The organism is Neobacillus sp. OS1-2, from assembly GCF_030915505.1.
Taxonomy (GTDB): Bacteria; Bacillota; Bacilli; order Bacillales; family Cytobacillaceae; genus Neobacillus.
In genome coordinates, this window is the sequence record NZ_CP133265.1 from 3070463 (window position 1) to 3091779 (window position 21317).

The following is a 21317-nucleotide window of genomic DNA, read 5'->3' on the forward strand; positions in this document are numbered from 1 at the left end:
AACCGTCGCTGCGAAACATTCACATATAACCTTCGCAAGTGGCGGTTGTTAAAAAATATATTGACATCGTAAAAAGCTTTGTGGTATATTAAGAAAGTCGCTTACGACAGTTAAAGAAAATTGTTCTTTGAAAACTAAACAAACAAAAACGTCAACAAACAATATTTTTTAGTTTCAATATAGATGAAACTAAGCCAACGTAACAAATGAGCTAATCAACTTTCTTGGAGAGTTTGATCCTGGCTCAGGACGAACGCTGGCGGCGTGCCTAATACATGCAAGTCGAGCGGATCTTTGGGAGCTTGCTCCCATTGGTTAGCGGCGGACGGGTGAGTAACACGTGGGCAACCTGCCTGTAAGACTGGGATAACACCGGGAAACCGGTGCTAATACCGGATAATCCATTCCCTCTCATGAGGAAATGCTGAAAGACGGTTTCGGCTGTCACTTACAGATGGGCCCGCGGCGCATTAGCTAGTTGGTGAGGTAACGGCTCACCAAGGCGACGATGCGTAGCCGACCTGAGAGGGTGATCGGCCACACTGGGACTGAGACACGGCCCAGACTCCTACGGGAGGCAGCAGTAGGGAATCTTCCACAATGGACGAAAGTCTGATGGAGCAACGCCGCGTGAGCGATGAAGGCCTTCGGGTCGTAAAGCTCTGTTGTTAGGGAAGAACAAGTACCGGAGTAACTGCCGGTACCTTGACGGTACCTAACCAGAAAGCCACGGCTAACTACGTGCCAGCAGCCGCGGTAATACGTAGGTGGCAAGCGTTGTCCGGAATTATTGGGCGTAAAGCGCGCGCAGGCGGTCCTTTAAGTCTGATGTGAAAGCCCACGGCTCAACCGTGGAGGGTCATTGGAAACTGGGGGACTTGAGTGCAGAAGAGGAAAGCGGAATTCCACGTGTAGCGGTGAAATGCGTAGAGATGTGGAGGAACACCAGTGGCGAAGGCGGCTTTCTGGTCTGTAACTGACGCTGAGGCGCGAAAGCGTGGGGAGCAAACAGGATTAGATACCCTGGTAGTCCACGCCGTAAACGATGAGTGCTAAGTGTTAGGGGGTTTCCGCCCCTTAGTGCTGCAGCTAACGCATTAAGCACTCCGCCTGGGGAGTACGGCCGCAAGGCTGAAACTCAAAGGAATTGACGGGGGCCCGCACAAGCGGTGGAGCATGTGGTTTAATTCGAAGCAACGCGAAGAACCTTACCAGGTCTTGACATCCTCTGACACTCCTAGAGATAGGACGTTCCCCTTCGGGGGACAGAGTGACAGGTGGTGCATGGTTGTCGTCAGCTCGTGTCGTGAGATGTTGGGTTAAGTCCCGCAACGAGCGCAACCCTTGATCTTAGTTGCCAGCATTCAGTTGGGCACTCTAAGGTGACTGCCGGTGACAAACCGGAGGAAGGTGGGGATGACGTCAAATCATCATGCCCCTTATGACCTGGGCTACACACGTGCTACAATGGATGGTACAAAGGGCTGCAAGACCGCGAGGTTTAGCCAATCCCATAAAACCATTCTCAGTTCGGATTGTAGGCTGCAACTCGCCTACATGAAGCCGGAATCGCTAGTAATCGCGGATCAGCATGCCGCGGTGAATACGTTCCCGGGCCTTGTACACACCGCCCGTCACACCACGAGAGTTTGTAACACCCGAAGTCGGTGGGGTAACCGTAAGGGGCCAGCCGCCTAAGGTGGGACAGATGATTGGGGTGAAGTCGTAACAAGGTAGCCGTATCGGAAGGTGCGGCTGGATCACCTCCTTTCTAAGGATAATTCAGTCCTTTTGGACTGATCATAAGGTTGACGTTTCTTGTTTGTTTAGTTTTGAGAGTGCAATTCTCTCACAAATTCGTTCTTTGAAAACTAGATAATCGTAAGAAGAAGCAAAGTAAACATCGAGTAATCGCCATTTTAGTTTTCTCTCTATTTAATAGAGAAACAAACCTTTTAGGTTAAGTTAGAAAGGGCGCACGGTGAATGCCTTGGCACTAGGAGCCGATGAAGGACGGGACTAACACCGATATGCTTCGGGGAGCTGTAAGTAAGCTTTGATCCGGAGATTTCCGAATGGGGGAACCCACTGTTCGTAATGGAACAGTATCTTTACCTGAATACATAGGGTATAGAAGGCATACCCGGGGAACTGAAACATCTAAGTACCCGGAGGAAGAGAAAGCAAACGCGATTCCCTGAGTAGCGGCGAGCGAAACGGGACATAGCCCAAACCAAGAGGCTTGCCTCTTGGGGTTGTAGGACACTCAATATGGAGTTACAAAGGAACGGGGTAAATGAAGCGACCTGGAAAGGTCAGCCAGAGAAGGTAAAAGCCCTGTAGTTGAAACTTCGTTCCCTCCTGAGTGGATCCTGAGTACGGCCGGACACGAGAAATCCGGTCGGAAGCAGGGAGGACCATCTCCCAAGGCTAAATACTACCTAGTGACCGATAGTGAACCAGTACCGTGAGGGAAAGGTGAAAAGCACCCCGGAAGGGGAGTGAAATAGTTCCTGAAACCGTGTGCCTACAAGTAGTCAGAGCCCGTTTATGGGTGATGGCGTGCCTTTTGTAGAATGAACCGGCGAGTTACGATTACATGCAAGGTTAAGTTGAAGAGACGGAGCCGCAGCGAAAGCGAGTCTGAATAGGGCGAATTTAGTATGTAGTCGTAGACCCGAAACCAGGTGATCTACCCATGTCCAGGGTGAAGTCCAGGTAACACTGGATGGAGGCCCGAACCCACGCACGTTGAAAAGTGCGGGGATGAGGTGTGGGTAGCGGAGAAATTCCAATCGAACTTGGAGATAGCTGGTTCTCTCCGAAATAGCTTTAGGGCTAGCCTCACGTAGTAAGAGTCTTGGAGGTAGAGCACTGTTTGGACTAGGGGCCCTCATCGGGTTACCGAATTCAGACAAACTCCGAATGCCAAAGACTTATCCGTGGGAGTCAGACTGCGAGTGATAAGATCCGTAGTCAAAAGGGAAACAGCCCAGACCACCAGCTAAGGTCCCAAAGTATACGTTAAGTGGAAAAGGATGTGGAGTTGCTTAGACAACCAGGATGTTGGCTTAGAAGCAGCCACCATTTAAAGAGTGCGTAATAGCTCACTGGTCGAGTGACTCTGCGCCGAAAATGTACCGGGGCTAAACGTATCACCGAAGCTGTGGATTGACACCGTTGGTGTCAGTGGTAGGAGAGCGTTCTAAGGGCGTTGAAGCTAGACCGTAAGGACTGGTGGAGCGCTTAGAAGTGAGAATGCCGGTATGAGTAGCGAAAGATGAGTGAGAATCTCATCCACCGAATGCCTAAGGTTTCCTGAGGAAGGCTCGTCCGCTCAGGGTTAGTCGGGACCTAAGCCGAGGCCGAAAGGCGTAGGCGATGGACAACAGGTTGATATTCCTGTACCACCTCTTTATCGTTTGAGTGATGGGGGGACGCAGGAGGATAGGGTAAGCGCACTGTTGGATATGTGCGTGTAAGCAGTTAGAGCGAGAAGTAGGAAAATCCGCTTCTCACAACGCTTGAGCTGTGATGCCGAGGGAAATATAGTACCGAAGTTCCTGATTCCACACTGCCAAGAAAAGCCTCTAGCGAGATAAAAGGTGCCCGTACCGCAAACCGACACAGGTAGGCGAGGAGAGAATCCTAAGGTGAGCGAGAGAACTCTCGTTAAGGAACTCGGCAAAATGACCCCGTAACTTCGGGAGAAGGGGTGCTCTTTAGGGTTCATAGCCCTGAAGAGCCGCAGTGAATAGGCCCAGGCGACTGTTTAGCAAAAACACAGGTCTCTGCGAAGCCGCAAGGCGAAGTATAGGGGCTGACGCCTGCCCGGTGCTGGAAGGTTAAGAGGATGGGTTAGCTCACGCGAAGCTCTGAATCGAAGCCCCAGTAAACGGCGGCCGTAACTATAACGGTCCTAAGGTAGCGAAATTCCTTGTCGGGTAAGTTCCGACCCGCACGAAAGGCGTAACGATCTGGGCACTGTCTCAACGAGAGACTCGGTGAAATTATAGTACCTGTGAAGATGCAGGTTACCCGCGACAGGACGGAAAGACCCCGTGGAGCTTTACTGTAGCCTGATATTGAATTTTGGTACAGCTTGTACAGGATAGGTAGGAGCCTGAGAAGCCGGAGCGCTAGCTTCGGTGGAGGCGTCGGTGGGATACTACCCTGGCTGTATTGAAATTCTAACCCGCACCCCTTATCGGGGTGGGAGACAGTGTCAGGTGGGCAGTTTGACTGGGGCGGTCGCCTCCTAAAGAGTAACGGAGGCGCCCAAAGGTTCCCTCAGAATGGTTGGAAATCATTCGTAGAGTGTAAAGGCACAAGGGAGCTTGACTGCGAGACCTACAAGTCGAGCAGGGACGAAAGTCGGGCTTAGTGATCCGGTGGTTCCGCATGGAAGGGCCATCGCTCAACGGATAAAAGCTACCCCGGGGATAACAGGCTTATCTCCCCCAAGAGTCCACATCGACGGGGAGGTTTGGCACCTCGATGTCGGCTCATCGCATCCTGGGGCTGTAGTCGGTCCCAAGGGTTGGGCTGTTCGCCCATTAAAGCGGTACGCGAGCTGGGTTCAGAACGTCGTGAGACAGTTCGGTCCCTATCCGTCGTGGGCGCAGGAAATTTGAGAGGAGCTGTCCTTAGTACGAGAGGACCGGGATGGACGCACCGCTGGTGTACCAGTTGTTCTGCCAAGGGCATCGCTGGGTAGCTATGTGCGGACGGGATAAGTGCTGAAAGCATCTAAGCATGAAGCCCCCCTCAAGATGAGATTTCCCATAGCTCTAAGCTAGTAAGAACCCTGAAAGATGATCAGGTTGATAGGTCAGAGGTGGAAGCGTGGCGACATGTGGAGCTGACTGATACTAATCGTTCGAGGACTTATCCTAATTTTAGGTAAACTCAAGTTTACAAACTTCTTCTGCATTATCTAGTTTTGAGAGAATGAAAAAATTTAAAATTTCTCTTGAAAAAAACAAAAAAGACATTATAATAAAATAGTGTCGAAAAAATAGTCTGGTAATAATGGCGAGAAGGTCACACCCGTTCCCATACCGAACACGGAAGTTAAGCTTCTCAGCGCCGATGGTAGTTGGGGCATGCGCCCCTGTGAGAGTAGGACGTTGCCAGGCTGTTATCTTATTATTCCGCAGTAGCTCAGTGGTAGAGCTATCGGCTGTTAACCGATCGGTCGTAGGTTCGAGTCCTACCTGCGGAGCCATTTATATGGAGAGCTGTCCGAGTGGCCGAAGGAGCACGATTGGAAATCGTGTAGGCGGGTAACCCTGTCTCAAGGGTTCAAATCCCTTGCTCTCCGCCATAAATATTCATTATGGCCCCTTGGTCAAGCGGTTAAGACACCTCCCTTTCACGGAGGTAACACGGGTTCGAGTCCCGTAGGGGTCACCATTATTCGGAGGATTAGCTCAGCTGGGAGAGCATCTGCCTTACAAGCAGAGGGTCGGCGGTTCGATCCCGTCATCCTCCACCATATTTTATTATCGCGGGGTGGAGCAGTCCGGTAGCTCGTCGGGCTCATAACCCGAAGGTCGCAGGTTCAAATCCTGTCCCCGCAATTTGGTCTGGTAGTTCAGTTGGTTAGAATGCCTGCCTGTCACGCAGGAGGTCGCGGGTTCGAGTCCCGTCCAGACCGCCATCTAGAGTGGCTCAGTAGCTCAGTCGGTAGAGCAAAGGACTGAAAATCCTTGTGTCGGCGGTTCGATTCCGTCCTGAGCCACCATTTTTCTTTTGATTGCCGATGTAGCTCAATTGGTAGAGCAACTGAATCGTAATCAGTAGGTTGGGGGTTCAATTCCTCTCGTCGGCACCTTAAGCTGGCAATTACTTTACTTATATGTGGAGGGGTAGCGAAGTGGCTAAACGCGGCGGACTGTAAATCCGCTCCCTCCGGGTTCGGCGGTTCGAATCCGTCCCCCTCCACCATTTATAGGGGTATAGTTTAAAGGTAGAACGAAGGTCTCCAAAACCTTTGGTGTGGGTTCAATTCCTACTACCCCTGCCAATATTGTTATGGCGATTGTGGCGAAGTGGTTAACGCACCTGATTGTGGTTCAGGCATTCGTGGGTTCGATTCCCATCAGTCGCCCCATAATATTTTTATTGAATATCTTTAAGAGTTATATTATCATTGGGCTATAGCCAAGCGGTAAGGCATCGCACTTTGACTGCGACATGCGTTGGTTCAAATCCAGCTAGCCCAGCCATTTTGCGGAAGTAGTTCAGTGGTAGAACATCACCTTGCCAAGGTGGGGGTCGCGGGTTCGAATCCCGTCTTCCGCTCCAAATAATCCGGCGGCATAGCCAAGTGGTAAGGCAGAGGTCTGCAAAACCTTTACCACCGGTTCGAATCCGGTTGCCGCCTCCAAAATTCACTTACAAACTTTAAATATGCTAAGGCGAATTTATTTCGCCGGGGTGGCGGAACTGGCAGACGCACAGGACTTAAAATCCTGCGGTAGGTGACTACCGTACCGGTTCGATTCCGGTCCTCGGCATTGCTTTACAAACATTTTAATATGCCGGTGTGGCGGAATTGGCAGACGCGCACGACTCAAAATCGTGTTCCTTCTGGAGTGTCGGTTCGACCCCGACCACCGGTATCACAAAGACTACGTTATCATTCGCTCAATAAGCGAGAATATGCGTAATATCAAGCGTTTTCTACTACGGTAGAAGACGCTTTTTATTGTTTTAAGCATCAAAATTTCCGTTAACTACTGCGCTCTAATCGTGTGCGACGAATATTACGGCAATATACAGGAGGTAGTATTTAATGGCAAGACGTAGCAGAGCTTAAGCCGTACCATATGACGGAAGAGCACATTAAAGAGAACGTTATTTTATATTTGCGCAAATACAAGGGCACTAAAGTAGTTACGGTGAATACTTTAGTGCGTGCGCTGCGGGTGTTCTTTAATTTTCTACATAGAGAGAAGCAAATCCCGAACATTCCTTTCGAAAATATTAAGCTATTAAAAGACAGAAAGCATAGTATAGCGACCTTTACGAAAGAACAACTGAAAACCTTATTCAGTCAGCCCAACTTAAAGACGTTTACAAGCGTTAGAGATTATACGATGGTGTTGCTTTTTACTTCTCTTATTGTATTTTTTCACCATTATATTTATTATTTGCTTGACCTGACTTACGTCGATGAATAATGATTACGACACCAATAATAAAGATCAAAATCGAAATTATTTGTGCAATTCTTAGTGAACCAAAAATATAAAGACTATCCGTACGCATACCTTCTATAAAAAAGCGACCAATAGAATACCAGATAGCATAACTTAAAAATACCTCACCTCTTCGCGGATTATATCTACGTAAAATAAGTAAGAATGCCAGTCCTAAAATATTCCATAGGGACTCATATAGGAAGGTAGGGTGATACAAAACCCCTTCAATAACCATTTGATTCGAAATAAAATTAGGCAGGTAGTGAAGAAAATGATTATAGGCTGCTTCTGAAACAGGGCCACCATGGGCTTCCTGGTTCATGAAATTTCCCCACCGCCCAATTGCTTGTCCTAAGATAATGCCTGGTGCTGCAATGTCAGCTAATTTCCAGAACGATATCTTTTTTACACGTGCAAATATGACGGCAGTAATGACTGAGCCAATTAGAGCACCGTGGATAGCAATACCGCCTTCCCAAATGGCAAACACACCCCACCAAGGTCCATCAACATATTGATCCCATTCAAAAATAACGTAGTAAATTCTAGCAGAGATGACTGCAACCGGAATGGCAAAAATAACAAGATCTACAAAAAGGTCTTTCTTCAATCCAAGGCGATCAGCTTCCTTCATCGAAAGCCACAGTCCTGAAATTATACTTATTGCAATAATAACCCCATACCAATAAATAGTAAGCGGCCCAATATTTAGAAACACCCTATCTAGGGCAGAACCACTAAACGTCAAACGTATCACTCCTTCATCCATCTAAATCTACAAATTAGAGATTTGTTTCTTTTGCCTAAGAATTAGCAGTTAAAATTTACATTTCCAACTTATAAACAAACACTTGATAATTTTAATTGAGAATATTAATCAAAATGAATCTCATTATAATTAATATTGATAAAAAATAGAATGCCCTTTAACAGAAGTGAGCGTGAAAAAGAAGATGTGTGAAGGCAACTACCCCCACTATATAGTGAACTGTTTCAGAAAGTAGAACATCGTTAAAAGGTTTATCTTTACGAACCTAGTAGTAAGAGGAAATTATTACATTAAGGTACTTCATTCCTCAAATTCACCTACCTAAGTGTAGATGCTCTATTAAAAGGGAATACAATGAAAACTGCTTTTCCTTTAATATTTTTTTCTGAAATAAACGGATCTTTCCATAAGCGACTGTCTAAAGAGTGTTGGCGATAATCTCCTAAAAACAAATATTTCCCATTAGGTACTTTAAACTTTCCAGTTCGATTATCTGGATACTTTACATAGGTTTCATCTAGCATATGTCCATTGATAAAAACTGAACCATTTTCTTTAATTTCAACTGAATCATTTGGTAACCCAATCACCCTTTTAACCATTGTTTCTTGAAATTCATTAGAGTAAAAAACTAAAATTTCGCCTCTTTTTATCTTTTTAACATTATGAATTCTTGTAGTAATAATTCTGTCATTTGGTTTTATGGTAGGGTACATAGAGCCACTGGGAACTAAAATTTCAAAAAAAAGAAACTTATTAATGACGAATGCCATAATCACTACAGTAACGATGAAGGGAATCCAATTTTTCAGTGATTTTTTAACTAAATTCATAGCATTGCCCCCTTATTTATAAAACGATTCCCCTCCACTTAAGGCGGGAGGGGAATGGTGGATTTTATTTTTTTGAATGCTCTTTATGATATTTAACCGCGAAAGTTAAAGTTGTAGCAAACAGAATACCTGCTAAACTCCATGGAATTACTGGTAAAGATTCTGCCCCTTTTTGACTTTCTTTATCATTAGATTTTTCACTTGCTTCTGTAGTTGCATGCTCGTCTCCTTGAGCAGCATGTTCGTCTGTCACTTGATGTTCGCCACCAGCTTCATGGCCTTCTTCTTCTTCACCTTCTGCAAATTTGAAGAATTTAACGTAAGCTTCAATATATTCTCTACCAGCCTCAACATTATTTACATCATAATCCTTTAAGGACATTACTTTATCAAATCGCTCTTGTAGTTCAGCCATTTTTTCTTTTGGTACATATTTTTCTACAGGTGATAAATTCCCTACTTCAATACTCTTATCTGCTGCTGCAATTTTTTCATCGATGGGTGTTCCATGAGGTTTAACACCGGTAAATGGCGCACCCTCAAATGCTCTGTGAATTCTGACCAGATTTTCAAACAAGTAATTATCTGCAAGCTCCTTTGCTTCAGGACTTAACTCTCTGACCTTCATGGTTAAATCAAATATCCGAGTGACCTCTTTCTCATCATCTGGCTGGACCCACTTTAGAATATAGCTAGGATTATTGGATTCAATAGCCTTTTTTGCGTCTCCAACAGTAGGCCCATCCATCGTATCACAATGAGCACTTGCCATTGTAGGTACGATAGCAATGACGGCTAATGCCATTAATAGTGCACCAAAAAATTTTGGCTTTTTGATTTTCTTCATACAAACTACCTCCTAATAAAATGTTACTCAAACATTTTGTTTGATTGAGTATGTTTTTATTTTAAAAAGCAAATTTGTACTACATAGGGACTAATTGTGAACTTTTTTGTTCACTAGCAAAACATTTATTTCATGTGGCTTTCAGGTAGCCAAAGACCGATTTTCATATGATCAATCGCTTCCGTTCGAATCGGAATTTGATGATTACTGGATTAAATTTTAGCAACAATTTTTATTTGTTTGGTGGTTGTTGAAATCGATGCAGGTCACATAAAAGGTTCATAGTGTAAAGTGGATGCGGAAAAAAACAAAGAGTGTACTCTGAAAGGATCACATTGCCATTGGAACTAATAATAATTTTTGATTAGGTAGAAAAATCGACAAAATTCGCAAAAATGACTTGACGCAGAAAGAGATTGTGTGTAATATTGTAAAGGTCAGGTTCGTTCATAAAACGTTCATATTTTCTAAAATGTGCGGGTGTAGTTTAGTGGTAAAACCTCAGCCTTCCAAGCTGATGTTGTGAGTTCGATTCTCATCACCCGCTCCATACATATTAACTAACGCAGTGTATCGTTACATAGGAGAACGATGCATTGCGTTTTTTCTATTGAAAAAAAGATGCCTCACGGGCATCCGAGAATTCGACAGGAAGCTTCTCCTCCATGTAATTGTGTAAACATGTTCATTAAGGATTCAGTCAACCTCATAGCATTTTCCATATCGGTTGAAGGCCGTAAATAAATAATTTGCAAAGCTTGTTTCGTATCAAATGTCACCGGAGTTCTCTCCGAATCGACAAAAGGACTCCCAAAAGGCCCTTCTTGATCAGCTGCAACAATCAACCTTTCTAAAGAATTCTTCCTCCCATTTAATCCGATGTACGCTTCATCAACGTCACCAATTCGAATTTCAATAGGCCCCTGTACTAGATCAAGGTCATAAATTCCAATCGGTACCTGATATTGCAGCGAGAAAAAATTATTCATATCAATGGCGCTTTGAACGGATGACAGATAATTTTGCTTTTGGACTCTCCTAAATATGCTTTCTGCAGCATGGCGATAACGGTTTGGATCCTTTCCTGTCTTTTTAAAAATATTCCGCCATTCTCGTATTCCTGGAAGGTCTGTTACCTGTTTATTTTCCAAATCAAAATAAATGGACTCTTGGAAAAGCCGCAGCCTGCCTTTCAGCATTTGTGGTGATTCCCCAACCGTGATATTCCTGTATTCAATAACCCCAAGCTTAAAGTCGGGAATTTGCGCGATTATTTCCGTTGAAAGTTGAATTTCCAACGATTCCACCTCCAAATTTCATTGAAAATAGTTTATCATAAATAAATGTGCTGCTAATAATTTTACCCCATTAAATAGATCAAATTTATTGGAAAGGAGGGAACTTTACATGGACGTGCAGAAATTCAAAGAAGAACTTATCACCTTTAGTAAAGAAATAGGAATTGATAAGATTGGTTTTACCACCGCCGACCCTTTCTCTGAATTGAAAAACAGATTAATAAGACAGCAGGAGCTGGGCTATCAATCGGGATTTGAGGAACCGGATATTGAGAAGCGGGTAACACCTGCATTATTGCTCGAAGATCCGCAATCGATCATTTCGATTGCCTTAGCCTATCCATCAAAAATGAAGGATCGTGTGGTAAGTAAGAAGGGCGAGCGCAGGGGAATTTTCAGCAGGGCTTCATGGGGGCTTGACTATCATCATATTATTCGAGACAAGCTGAAAAAACTAGAGGATTTCATCAAAGTGAAGGTACCGGATGCCAGATTGAAATCAATGGTTGATACTGGAGAGCTTTCAGATCGTGCCGTAGCAGAACGAGCGGGGATAGGCTGGAGTGGAAAGAACTGTGCCATAATAACCCCGGAATTTGGCTCATACATTTATATAGGTGAAATGATTACCAGTATCCCGTTTGAATCTGACATACCAATTGAAGACCAATGCGGGTCATGCACAAAGTGTTTGGAGGCATGTCCAACAGGAGCATTAATCCAGGGCGGCCAGATAAATGCCCAGCGTTGTATTTCATTTTTAACACAAACAAAGGGGTTTATTCCCGATGAATTCCGTGAAAAGATAGGCAATCGCGTCTATGGTTGTGATTCCTGCCAAACGGCTTGTCCACATAACAAGGGGAAAAACTTTCATTTTCATACAGAGATGGAACCGGATCCTGAGGTAGCCAAACCATTATTAAAACCTATATTAAAATTAAGCAATCGTGAATTTAAAAATAAGTTTGGCGATGCAGCCGGTTCATGGAGAGGGAAGAAACCTATTCAACGAAATGCTATGATTGCTCTTGCACATTTTAAGGATGAAACGGCAGTTCCAGACTTAATTGAGGTATTAGAAAATGAAGCAAGTCCTATAGCGCGCGGAACAGCTGCTTACGCTCTAGGAAAAATTGGCGGAGAATTGGCATTTGCTGCGTTAGTAAAGGCCAAAGAAGTGGAAGCAGATTCCGAAGTTCAAGAGGAAATTGATAAAGCTTTGCGTTTAACTAAATGAGTGAAGAGCAAACCACCTGGGTTTTGCTCTTTTTTTTATATTAATTTGCAGCTGACCTCATATGTATAAAAAGAGAGGGGGAAGAATATGCGTAAATTACTTCAAGACTTATTTGAAAAAAGACTAGATTTATTTGTTTCTGAAAAAAGAGGCAATAAATTATTTTTTCCAAAGGCCGAACGCAAACATGCGGCTGCGGCAAAAAGGTCAGCAGAAATCGTTAAAGTGAAGGTATCGGGCAACATCATAGAGGAAGGTGTGGAAGATGAATTTCAAACTGTAAAATACCACGCACATTACCAATATTTAATAAAACAAAAGGATCTGCTTTATTTAGAAGAAGAAATGGAGGTAAGGATTGCTAAGTTTTACAAAGGGGCATTAGTCATGGATGAGGAAATTACCATGCCTATTAGTAATCCGCAACAAGATCAAGATGTGACAGATTCCCATTTGGACGAACCGGATCATCGGATAAGCTACTCCTATAATCGCCTTAAGGCAGTCCAATACGCGGAGCGCTGGTGGAACACACATAATCCTGCTTTTAAATCATTTGAAAATAATTGTACGAATTATATTTCTCAATGTCTTAGAGCTGGAGAGGCGCCTATGAGGGGGCATCCGAACCGCGGTAATGGCTGGTGGTATCAGTATACGAATTGGAGCTACAGTTGGGCAGTGGCGCATTCCCTAAAAAACTATCTGGGAAATTCGAAGAACGGCCTCAGAGCGAGGGAAGTCAGCAGCCCTGATCAGTTGATTTTAGGGGACATTATTTGCTATGACTTTGAAGGAGACGGCAGGTTTAACCATAATACGATTGTGACCGGAAAAGATGCTAATGGGATGCCTTTAGTAAATGCCAATACTTATAATAGTCGGATGCGGTACTGGGCATATGAGGATTCTACTGCCTATACTCCGAACATTAAATATAAGTTTTATGCCATTATCGATGAATAACGATCTCCCTCCTTGAACAGATCGATGAAAGTGGTATAATTGCCAGTAGAGTTTTTATCTGAGGTGAAATCCGTGTCAAACCATGTAGTCTTATACCAGCCACAAATACCATCTAATACAGGGAACATTGCCCGAACTTGTGCAGGAACCGATACTGCTTTGCATTTAATTCGTCCGCTGGGTTTTTCAACTGACGATAAGATGTTAAAGAGAGCAGGTTTGGATTATTGGGAATATGTAAATATAACATACTACGATTCTTTAGAAGAATTTTATGAAAAGAATGCCGGTGGTGAATTTTTCTATATTACCAAATTTGGGGAGAAACAATATAGCAGTTTTGATTATAGTAATTTGGGTAAGGATTATTATTTTATTTTTGGGAGAGAAACAACGGGTCTTCCAAAAGAGGTTATTGAAAAAAATAAAGCAACTGCCCTTAGAATTCCCATGACAGAGCATATTCGTTCCTTAAATTTATCTAATACGGCTGCCATTCTCATTTATGAAGCATTGCGTCAGCAAAATTTTGCACACTTAACCTAAACAATAAAAAAGGCAGCCAACCGGCAGCCTTTTTTATATTTCGCTTTTCTTATTTATTTTCGCCTGGTTTATCATTATAACCTGAAGTAAGAATTGCTGATAAGAATGCAATCATTACTAAAATAACGATGAAAGTGTTCATGTTATGTATTGCCCCCTTCGTCATACAACTTTTCATTTTTTTTACCATATAATTTTATTATAGCCTAACTTTAAAAAATGAAAAGGGCAAGTTTCCTTTTATTGAAATAAAAATAGGGAGTAACTCACGATGGTTACGCATGTTCAAGTTCCTTGGTGCATAGAGTATATTAATCGTCTCTGATTAAGCTACTACAGGGGGAGGGCCTTATGGATATTTTAAAAAAAATCGAGATGTTTCGCGAAGAAGAAGAAAAGCTCCGTTGGGAAGGGACATTCGCTGATTATTTACAGTTGTTAAAAGAGAAGCCATGGGTAGCACAATCTGCACATTCACGAGTTTATAATATGCTTAAGGATGCTGGAATAACCGAAGAAAAAGGGACGAGGAAGTACGAATTCTTCAGTAATCAATTATTTGGGTTAGAGGAGTCACTAGAGCGGTTGGTTGAGGAATACTTCCATCCGGCAGCAAAACGATTGGATGTTAGAAAACGGATATTACTGTTAATGGGCCCTGTAAGTGGTGGGAAATCCACCCTTGTTACGATGCTAAAAAGAGGGCTAGAGGCCTACTCACTAACGGATCGCGGTTCTGTTTTTGCGATTAAAGGCTGTCCAATGCATGAGGATCCACTTCACTTAATTCCTCATCATTTACGAAAGGATTTCCATGACGAGTATGGGATTCGGATTGAAGGTAATCTCTCACCATTGAATATGATGCGTCTTGAGCAGGAGTATGGCGGCAGAATTGAAGATGTTTTAGTAGAAAGAATCTTTTTCTCAGAAGATAAACGAACAGGGATTGGAACTTTTAGTCCATCCGATCCTAAATCACAGGACATTGCCGATTTAACGGGAAGCATTGATTTTTCAACAATTGCCGAATTTGGTTCCGAATCAGATCCACGTGCCTACCGCTTTGATGGGGAACTCAATAAGGCAAACCGCGGGATGATGGAGTTCCAGGAAATGCTAAAATGTGATGAGAAATTCCTCTGGCATTTATTATCTTTAACGCAAGAAGGAAACTTTAAAGCAGGCAGGTTCGCGCTTATTTCTGCTGATGAACTGATTGTGGCACATACAAACGAAACGGAATATCGATCCTTTATTTCAAATAAGAAAAATGAAGCACTCCATTCGAGAATTATCGTTATGCCGATTCCTTATAACTTGAAGGCTTCGCAGGAAGAAAGAATTTATGAAAAGATGATTAACGAAAGTGATGTGTCCGATGTTCATATTGCACCGCATACGCTAAAGGTAGCAGCGATGTTTACCATATTAACGCGTTTAAAGGAACCGAAAAAAGGTGATATCGACTTACTAAAGAAAATGCGCCTTTATGATGGTGAGAGTGTGGAGGGCTTTAATACGGCCGATGTTGAGGAACTGAAGCGCGAATATCCTGATGAAGGAATGAGCGGAATTGACCCTCGTTATGTAATAAACCGGATTTCGTCCACCATTATCCGAAAGGAAGTACCATCCATTAATGCACTGGATGTATTACGGTCATTAAAAGATGGGCTTGATCAACACCCATCAATTACTGCGGAGCTACGTGACCGCTATATGAATTATATCTCTTTAGCACGAAAAGAATATGATAATATTGCCAAGAAGGAAGTCCAAAAGGCATTTGTATACTCGTATGAAGAATCGGCTAAAACGTTAATGGATAATTATCTTGATAACGTGGAGGCTTACTGTAATAAGAACAAGCTCCGTGACCAATTAACCGGAGAAGAAATCAATCCTGATGAAAAGCTGATGCGTTCCATTGAAGAGCAGATTGGTATTTCTGAAAATGCCAAAAAGGCCTTCCGGGAAGAGGTATTAATTCGAATTTCAGCTTTTGCTAGGAAAGGCAAACGTTTTGATTACAATTCTCATGATCGCTTAAGGGAAGCCATTCAAAAGAAGCTGTTTGCGGATCTTAAGGATGTTGTCAAGATTACCACTTCTTCGAAAACTCCAGATGAGCAGCAGTTGAAGAAGATTAATGATGTTGTTGCTCGGTTAGTGGATGAACATGGCTATAACTCAACATCGGCAAATGAATTATTGCGTTATGTTGGAAGTTTATTAAACAGATAATGTGGATTAAAATATCAAGGACTGACAGAACGTATCTGTCAGTCCCTTTTTTTCCAATTCAATTTTTGAAGATAGGATAGAACTAGTCCATTTTCGTAGGCGATTACCCAATTGTCGAAATTATTTGTAAATTATTCTCTATCTTTGCATAGGATAAAGTAATCTATACTTTACCTAAATTTTTTCGCTCGCGTTATCTTATGAATTCCGTTAAAAAAGTGTGCAGGATTAAATGAAATAATTTAATAAGGAGGGTATATAATGTCAACTGATAACCATCAATTTGTGATTTCAAGAGAAGATTGGTCCCTCCACCGTAAAGGCCACGATGACCAAGTACGGCATCAGGAAAAAGTCCAGGAGGCAATTCGCAACAATCTTCCAGACTTAATTACAGAAGAGAGTATCATCATGTCAAATGGTCGAGATGTGGTAAAAATCCCGATCCGTTCATTAGACGAATATAAAATCCGTTATAATTATGACAAAAACAAACACGTGGGCCAAGGTGAGGGTGACAGTCAAGTCGGTGATGTAGTAGCACGTGACGGATCAAGCGGTCAAAAAGCTCCCGGTAAAGGCCAAGGGGCTGGGGACCAAGCCGGTGAAGATTACTTTGAAGCAGAAGTTTCATTAATGGAGCTTGAGGAAGCATTATTTAAGCAATTAGAGCTTCCTAATTTAAAGAAAAAAGAAGAACAAGAGCATCTCGTTGAAAATATTGAATTTAATGATATTAGAAAAACAGGATTAATGGGGAACATTGATAAAAAACGGACGATGATGTCCGCCTTTAAACGAAATGCCATGACAGGAAAGCCGGCATTCCATCCCATTTACAAAGAGGATTTGAAGTTTAAGACATGGAATGAAGTGGTGAAACCAGATTCGAAAGCTGTTGTAATTGCGATGATGGATACGAGTGGTTCAATGGGAATATGGGAAAAGTATATGGCACGCAGCTTTTTCTTTTGGATGACCCGGTTTTTACGAACAAAATACGAAACAGTTGAAATTGAGTTTATCGCTCACCACACCGAGGCGAAAACAGTATCTGAGGAGGATTTCTTCTCAAAAGGAGAGAGCGGTGGAACTATTTGTTCATCCGCATACCGCAAAGCCCTGGAGATCATTGACACTAAATATAATCCGCGAAAGTTCAACATCTACCCATTCCACTTTTCAGACGGTGATAATCTCACATCGGATAACGCCCGTTGTGTGAAGCTAGTTGAAGAATTAATGAAGGTATCTAACATGTTTGGTTATGGCGAGGTCAATCAGTACAACAGACACTCAACCTTAATGTCAGCGTACAAGAATATCAAGGATGAACATTTCCGCTATTATATTCTTAAGCAAAAAGCAGATGTCTTCCATGCAATGAAGAGCTTCTTTCAACAAGAAGAGTCAAAGTTATTTGCCTAAAAAAACCGACAGGTCTAGGTACCTGTCGATTTTTTTATATTCTATAAATTGGTATAGACAACTATACTTTTTGGGTATAAGATAAAGATATAACCTGAAAGGAAGTAATGGAAGATGAATCAAAAAGATAATCATATTTTACTCAAGGGTATTCAAATTTATACAGAGAATCATGTTATCGAAAAAGGGTATATAAAAATAATAGACGATAAAATAGCAGAACTTGGTACCTTGGAAGAACTTGTTCAGGACGAGGACCATGATGTAATAGAGGTTCCGGCACATTTTAGGGCGGTACCTGGTTTTATTGATGTGCATATACACGGTGTAAATGGTGCGGACACAATGGACGGAACAAAGGAAGCATTGGATACGATGGTTGCGGCATTGCCCAAAGAAGGAACCACAAGCTTTTTGGCTACTACTATGACTCAAGAAGGCAAACAAATTGAAAAGGCGTTAGAAAATGCCGGTGAATATATGGAAACCCAGCCAGCACATGGTAAGGCAGAAATACTGGGACTCCATCTTGAGGGACCGTTTGTAAATGCCAATAAAGCAGGGGCCCAGCCAATTCAGCATATTGTCGACCCAAATCTACCATTATTTAAAGAGTGGCAGCAGTTATCCCGTGGAACAATAAGGTTGGTCACACTGGCACCAGAGCAGCCAGGTGGATTAGAAATGATTCGTTACTTAAAGGATCAAGGTATCATTGCATCGATTGGCCATACAGATGCAACCTTTGAACAGGTAAACGAGGCCATCGAAGCAGGGGCAAACCACGTGACACACCTGTTTAATCAAATGAGAGGACTTCATCACCGTGAACCAGGTGTTGTTGGGGCAGCATTTTTACGTAAAGAATTAAAAGCGGAAATCATTGTTGATGGGGTCCATGTTCATCCTGAGATGGTGAATCTTGCTTTTAAAAATAAACAAAGCGACGGTTTAATATTAATCACCGATTCGATGCGGGCAAAATGCTTAAAGAATGGAATGTATGACTTGGGTGGCCAAGAAGTGACAGTAAAGGATGGAAAAGCAGTTCTTGCTGACGGGACACTTGCGGGAAGTATTTTAAAATTAGGGCATGCCGTAAAGAATATTTTATCCTATACAGGTTGTTCCATAGAGGAAGCGATTGAAATGGCTTCTGTTAATCCGGCAAAGCAATTGAATGTATTTGACAGGAAGGGAAGCATTGCAGTCGGGAAGGATGCAGATCTTGTCATCCTTGATGAGAACTTGGATGTTTTTATGACATTTTGTCGTGGGAAACTTTCATATAAAAGGGAGGAAAACGAGCAATGAAAATTATCGAAGTGAATGATTACACAGAAATGAGTCAGAAAGCAGCTGAATATATTATTGAAAAGGTTTGTCAAAATCCCAAGATCAACCTAGGGCTTGCCACAGGTGGAACGCCTGTTGGAACCTACAAGAAAATAATTGAAGACTATCGGAAAAATGGTACTTCTTATCGAAACGTCACCACATTCAATTTAGATGAATATATTGGACTTTCAGGTGAAGATAAAAATAGCTATCGTTATTTTATGGATGAGCAGTTGTTTAATCACATTGATATCAATAAAAATAACACCTATGTTCCGCAGGGAAATAGTAACGATGCTGAAGAAGAATGTCTTCGGTATGAATCATTACTTGTCAAAAATGGTGGGGTTGATTTGCAAGTTCTTGGAATTGGCAGCAATGGTCATATTGGTTTTAACGAGCCTGGGACCGCCTTTAGCTCTCAAACACATGTCATTGAATTGGCTCCTTCGACAATTAATGCCAATGCAAGGTACTTTAATCGAATTGAAGAAGTACCAACAAAGGCAATAACAATGGGGATTTCAACGATAATGAAAAGCAGGGAAATTCTCCTTTTAGTTTCTGGTGAAGCTAAAAAGGAAGCGATGGGCAGGCTTTTAAATGGAACAATAACAGAAAATTTTCCTGCTTCTGTGTTGAAGAATCATCCATATGTTACAATTATTGCTGATAAAGCAGCAGTTTCAGGTTTGAAAATTCCCAGTTTATAAATGTAAACAAGAGATCAAAAAAGAATAAAGGGATAATCAAAACCTGTTATTGTTAGTTAAATTAGAAGGGTGTATGTAAGGAGAATGATAAACAAAAATTCCCCCATTCCACTTTATTATCAGCTTGAGGAACACATTAAAGGATTAATTGAAAATGGTGAATTGTCTCCAGGTGATGCTCTTCCGCCGGAGAGAGAATATGCTGAAAAATATCAGATTAGCCGGATGACAGTCAGACAGGCCTTTACCCAGCTAGTGAATGAAGGGTATTTATATCGGTTGCAAGGAAAGGGAACTTTTATAGCGGAACGGAAAATTGAACAGCCCTTGCAGGGACTTACAAGCTTCACAGAAGACATGAAAGCAAGAGGACTTACCCCTGAGAGCATCCTTGTAAGGTTTGAAATTATTCCAGCTTCAAATCAGATTGCAGGTCAATTAAAAATTCCTGAAAATAAACCTGTTTATGAAATAAAACGTATCCGTTTAGCGGATGGCGTCCCAATGGCATTGGAAACAAATTATCTCTCATCGGATCTTATTAAGGGATTAACAGAAGAAATTGTTAATAAATCCCTTTATGGATATATTGAAGGTGAATTAAACCTGCGAATCGAAAGTGCTTCACAGATTATTGAGTCATCCATTGCGAGTCAAGATGAGGCAGACCATTTAAATATTACAAAAGGGGCACCAGTAATGCACATCCAACAAAATACCTTTTTGAATAATGGCACCCCAGTAGAATTTGTGAAATCAGTTTACCGTGCAGATCGATATAAATTCATGATTCAAATGAAACGATAACTAATTAAGTCGGATATTACCACTAATAACTTCCCCCGAAAAATCAAAAATAAGAAGGCAAGAGGATTTTTCAAAAGGGGGTAGTACAATTGATAAAAAAACCGGCAGGGTTACTATTAACAGCGGTTCTAACAATGGGACTTGCTGCTTGTAATAACAATGACAATGATCAAATAAATGATAAAACCGGTAATCGGGTAGGCATGAATACAGCCAACAGGAATAACCACTTTATGGATGTAGGAAATGGCAGAGATGATGGTATCGACCATAATGGTCTGCTTACCGAGGATTATTCAAATCGTAACAACAGTGAAAGTGATTTAAATTTGTTTAAGGATCGGAAAAAGAATAGAAAAAATAATGAGGACATGATTTCTGCATACCAGACAACATTGAATAGTGATCAATATCCCCATACTCGGGCGGTTTTAATCCGAGATGCAAAATATCAGTTTATTCGTATTGACCCTAGACAAGGGAATTTGTTTCAGTCTGGAGTAATCCAACAGGTACAGCCAAATATTGGGCAGCAGCAAAACCCTGTTCCAAATGTACCGGCTCCAAAGCAAGCACAGCCGGCACCGGTTCCAAAGCAAGCACAGCCGGCACCAGCACCAAAGCAAACACAACCAGCACCTGCACCAAAACCGGCTGCTCCGTCTCAAAATACTACATCAACTACTGGAACAGTAAGTCAATATGTTCAGCAAGTAATCAATTTAACCAATGCTGAGCGAAGTAAGAAGGGACTTCCGGCATTAAAAGCCGATACACAGTTAAGTGGTGTTGCACAAAAGAAAGCTCAGGATATGCAGCAAAATCACTACTTTTCACATACAAGTCCTACTTACGGATCCCCGTTCGATATGATGAGAGATTTTGGGGTAACCTATAAGGCTGCAGGAGAAAATATTGCTCAGGGTCAAAGAACACCGCAAGAAGTTGTAAATGCCTGGATGAACAGCGAGGGACATCGAGCGAATATTCTTAGTTCAAAATATACAAATATTGGGGTTGGATTTGAGGGAGCAGGAAAGAATTGGTCACAAATGTTTATAGGTAAATAATATTCAA

The 21317-nt window shown here is 42.3% G+C and carries 13 protein-coding genes, 17 tRNA genes, 3 rRNA genes and 1 pseudogene; 30 read left to right on the plus strand and 4 right to left on the minus strand.

Annotated elements, in window-relative coordinates:
- Nucleotides 1-221: 221 nt before the first annotated feature.
- The 20 genes and pseudogenes from RCG19_RS15080 to RCG19_RS15175 all read left to right on the plus strand — a co-directional run.
- Nucleotides 222-1771: ribosomal RNA gene (locus tag RCG19_RS15080) — 16S ribosomal RNA — on the plus strand.
- 187 nt (nucleotides 1772-1958) lie between these two features.
- A 23S ribosomal RNA gene (locus RCG19_RS15085) occupies nucleotides 1959-4895 on the plus strand.
- Nucleotides 4896-5021: 126 nt separating this feature from the next.
- Nucleotides 5022-5138 (plus strand): 5S ribosomal RNA (gene rrf / locus RCG19_RS15090).
- Together the 16S, 23S and 5S rRNA genes with 16 tRNA genes alongside form the textbook arrangement of a ribosomal RNA operon.
- A gap of 14 nt (nucleotides 5139-5152) precedes the next feature.
- Nucleotides 5153-5227: transfer RNA gene (locus tag RCG19_RS15095), tRNA-Asn, on the plus strand.
- A 7-nt stretch (nucleotides 5228-5234) separates the two neighbouring features.
- Nucleotides 5235-5326 (plus strand) — tRNA-Ser (locus tag RCG19_RS15100).
- A gap of 14 nt (nucleotides 5327-5340) precedes the next feature.
- A tRNA-Glu gene (locus RCG19_RS15105) sits at nucleotides 5341-5415 on the plus strand.
- A 6-nt stretch (nucleotides 5416-5421) separates the two neighbouring features.
- Nucleotides 5422-5497: transfer RNA gene (locus tag RCG19_RS15110), tRNA-Val, on the plus strand.
- A gap of 11 nt (nucleotides 5498-5508) precedes the next feature.
- A tRNA-Met gene (locus RCG19_RS15115) sits at nucleotides 5509-5582 on the plus strand.
- A 3-nt stretch (nucleotides 5583-5585) separates the two neighbouring features.
- Nucleotides 5586-5662, plus strand: a tRNA-Asp gene (locus RCG19_RS15120).
- Nucleotides 5663-5670: 8 nt separating this feature from the next.
- Nucleotides 5671-5746: transfer RNA gene (locus RCG19_RS15125), tRNA-Phe, on the plus strand.
- Between the two features lie 14 nt (nucleotides 5747-5760).
- A tRNA-Thr gene (locus RCG19_RS15130) sits at nucleotides 5761-5833 on the plus strand.
- Between the two features lie 31 nt (nucleotides 5834-5864).
- A tRNA-Tyr gene (locus RCG19_RS15135) sits at nucleotides 5865-5949 on the plus strand.
- Nucleotides 5950-5954: 5 nt separating this feature from the next.
- Nucleotides 5955-6028: transfer RNA gene (locus RCG19_RS15140), tRNA-Trp, on the plus strand.
- A gap of 11 nt (nucleotides 6029-6039) precedes the next feature.
- Nucleotides 6040-6115 (plus strand) — tRNA-His (locus RCG19_RS15145).
- A 40-nt stretch (nucleotides 6116-6155) separates the two neighbouring features.
- A tRNA-Gln gene (locus RCG19_RS15150) sits at nucleotides 6156-6230 on the plus strand.
- 4 nt (nucleotides 6231-6234) lie between these two features.
- A tRNA-Gly gene (locus tag RCG19_RS15155) sits at nucleotides 6235-6309 on the plus strand.
- An 8-nt stretch (nucleotides 6310-6317) separates the two neighbouring features.
- A tRNA-Cys gene (locus RCG19_RS15160) sits at nucleotides 6318-6391 on the plus strand.
- A 44-nt stretch (nucleotides 6392-6435) separates the two neighbouring features.
- A tRNA-Leu gene (locus RCG19_RS15165) sits at nucleotides 6436-6521 on the plus strand.
- Nucleotides 6522-6544: 23 nt separating this feature from the next.
- A tRNA-Leu gene (locus RCG19_RS15170) sits at nucleotides 6545-6626 on the plus strand.
- A 180-nt stretch (nucleotides 6627-6806) separates the two neighbouring features.
- Nucleotides 6807-7115: pseudogene (locus tag RCG19_RS15175) on the plus strand (recombinase XerD); the annotation flags it as partial.
- Nucleotides 7116-7125: 10 nt separating this feature from the next.
- Here the strand turns inward: RCG19_RS15175 and lgt are convergent.
- The 3 genes from lgt to RCG19_RS15190 form a co-directional block, all read right to left on the minus strand.
- Nucleotides 7126-7956 carry a prolipoprotein diacylglyceryl transferase gene (gene lgt / locus RCG19_RS15180; RefSeq protein ID WP_308107810.1) on the minus strand — a complete coding sequence of 277 codons (831 nt, stop codon included), beginning with the start codon at nucleotides 7954-7956 and terminating at the stop codon, nucleotides 7126-7128.
- A 338-nt stretch (nucleotides 7957-8294) separates the two neighbouring features.
- Entirely contained in the window at nucleotides 8295-8810 is a 516-nt protein-coding gene (lepB, locus tag RCG19_RS15185) for a signal peptidase I (protein WP_308107811.1), read from the minus strand.
- A 64-nt stretch (nucleotides 8811-8874) separates the two neighbouring features.
- Nucleotides 8875-9657, minus strand: a complete 783-nt coding sequence (locus tag RCG19_RS15190) for a DUF6448 family protein (RefSeq protein ID WP_308107812.1) — start codon at nucleotides 9655-9657, stop codon at nucleotides 8875-8877.
- 476 nt (nucleotides 9658-10133) lie between these two features.
- On the opposite strand from RCG19_RS15190, the gene RCG19_RS15195 reads away from it, so the two are divergent.
- A tRNA-Gly gene (locus RCG19_RS15195) sits at nucleotides 10134-10207 on the plus strand.
- Between the two features lie 76 nt (nucleotides 10208-10283).
- On the opposite strand, the gene RCG19_RS15200 is transcribed toward RCG19_RS15195, so the two are convergent.
- Nucleotides 10284-10955: a B3/B4 domain-containing protein gene (locus RCG19_RS15200; protein ID WP_166245991.1), complete on the minus strand. Its 672-nt coding sequence runs from the start codon at nucleotides 10953-10955 to the stop codon at nucleotides 10284-10286.
- Nucleotides 10956-11064: 109 nt separating this feature from the next.
- Between RCG19_RS15200 and queG the strand changes: the two genes are divergently transcribed.
- The 9 genes from queG to RCG19_RS15245 all read left to right on the plus strand — a co-directional run bounded on the left by queG (nucleotide 11065) and on the right by RCG19_RS15245 (nucleotide 21310).
- On the plus strand, nucleotides 11065-12195 hold the full coding sequence (queG, locus tag RCG19_RS15205; protein WP_308107814.1) for a tRNA epoxyqueuosine(34) reductase QueG: 1131 nt from the start codon (nucleotides 11065-11067) through the stop codon (nucleotides 12193-12195).
- An 87-nt stretch (nucleotides 12196-12282) separates the two neighbouring features.
- Nucleotides 12283-13161, plus strand: a complete 879-nt coding sequence (locus tag RCG19_RS15210; protein WP_308107815.1) for an amidase domain-containing protein — start codon at nucleotides 12283-12285, stop codon at nucleotides 13159-13161.
- A 72-nt stretch (nucleotides 13162-13233) separates the two neighbouring features.
- The gene (trmL, locus tag RCG19_RS15215; protein WP_308107816.1) at nucleotides 13234-13707 is read left to right on the plus strand and encodes a tRNA (uridine(34)/cytosine(34)/5-carboxymethylaminomethyluridine(34)-2'-O)-methyltransferase TrmL; all 474 of its coding nucleotides are present in this window, start codon (nucleotides 13234-13236) and stop codon (nucleotides 13705-13707) included.
- A 351-nt stretch (nucleotides 13708-14058) separates the two neighbouring features.
- Nucleotides 14059-15954: a PrkA family serine protein kinase gene (locus tag RCG19_RS15220; protein ID WP_166245997.1), complete on the plus strand. Its 1896-nt coding sequence runs from the start codon at nucleotides 14059-14061 to the stop codon at nucleotides 15952-15954.
- A 261-nt stretch (nucleotides 15955-16215) separates the two neighbouring features.
- Nucleotides 16216-17382 carry a sporulation protein YhbH gene (yhbH, locus tag RCG19_RS15225; RefSeq protein ID WP_308107817.1) on the plus strand — a complete coding sequence of 389 codons (1167 nt, stop codon included), beginning with the start codon at nucleotides 16216-16218 and terminating at the stop codon, nucleotides 17380-17382.
- A 114-nt stretch (nucleotides 17383-17496) separates the two neighbouring features.
- Nucleotides 17497-18696: an N-acetylglucosamine-6-phosphate deacetylase gene (nagA, locus tag RCG19_RS15230; protein WP_308107818.1), complete on the plus strand. Its 1200-nt coding sequence runs from the start codon at nucleotides 17497-17499 to the stop codon at nucleotides 18694-18696.
- On the plus strand, nucleotides 18693-19433 hold the full coding sequence (nagB, locus tag RCG19_RS15235; protein WP_166243012.1) for a glucosamine-6-phosphate deaminase: 741 nt from the start codon (nucleotides 18693-18695) through the stop codon (nucleotides 19431-19433). The genes nagA and nagB overlap by 4 nt, the downstream gene beginning before the upstream one ends.
- A gap of 84 nt (nucleotides 19434-19517) precedes the next feature.
- On the plus strand, nucleotides 19518-20240 hold the full coding sequence (locus RCG19_RS15240; RefSeq protein WP_308107819.1) for a GntR family transcriptional regulator: 723 nt from the start codon (nucleotides 19518-19520) through the stop codon (nucleotides 20238-20240).
- Nucleotides 20241-20329: 89 nt separating this feature from the next.
- The gene (locus tag RCG19_RS15245; RefSeq protein WP_308107820.1) at nucleotides 20330-21310 is read left to right on the plus strand and encodes a CAP domain-containing protein; all 981 of its coding nucleotides are present in this window, start codon (nucleotides 20330-20332) and stop codon (nucleotides 21308-21310) included.
- The last annotated feature ends 7 nt before the right edge of the window (nucleotides 21311-21317 follow it).

Coding starts and splice junctions, on each gene's coding strand:
- yhbH (WP_308107817.1), top strand. CDS start 16,216: ATGTCAACTGATAACCATCAATTTGTGATTTCAAGAGAAGATTGGTCC.
- RCG19_RS15210 (WP_308107815.1), top strand. CDS start 12,283: ATGCGTAAATTACTTCAAGACTTATTTGAAAAAAGACTAGATTTATTT.
- nagB (WP_166243012.1), top strand. CDS start 18,693: ATGAAAATTATCGAAGTGAATGATTACACAGAAATGAGTCAGAAAGCA.
- lepB (WP_308107811.1), bottom strand. CDS start 8,810: ATGAATTTAGTTAAAAAATCACTGAAAAATTGGATTCCCTTCATCGTT.
- nagA (WP_308107818.1), top strand. CDS start 17,497: ATGAATCAAAAAGATAATCATATTTTACTCAAGGGTATTCAAATTTAT.
- RCG19_RS15240 (WP_308107819.1), top strand. CDS start 19,518: ATGATAAACAAAAATTCCCCCATTCCACTTTATTATCAGCTTGAGGAA.
- queG (WP_308107814.1), top strand. CDS start 11,065: ATGGACGTGCAGAAATTCAAAGAAGAACTTATCACCTTTAGTAAAGAA.
- RCG19_RS15190 (WP_308107812.1), bottom strand. CDS start 9,657: ATGAAGAAAATCAAAAAGCCAAAATTTTTTGGTGCACTATTAATGGCA.
- RCG19_RS15220 (WP_166245997.1), top strand. CDS start 14,059: ATGGATATTTTAAAAAAAATCGAGATGTTTCGCGAAGAAGAAGAAAAG.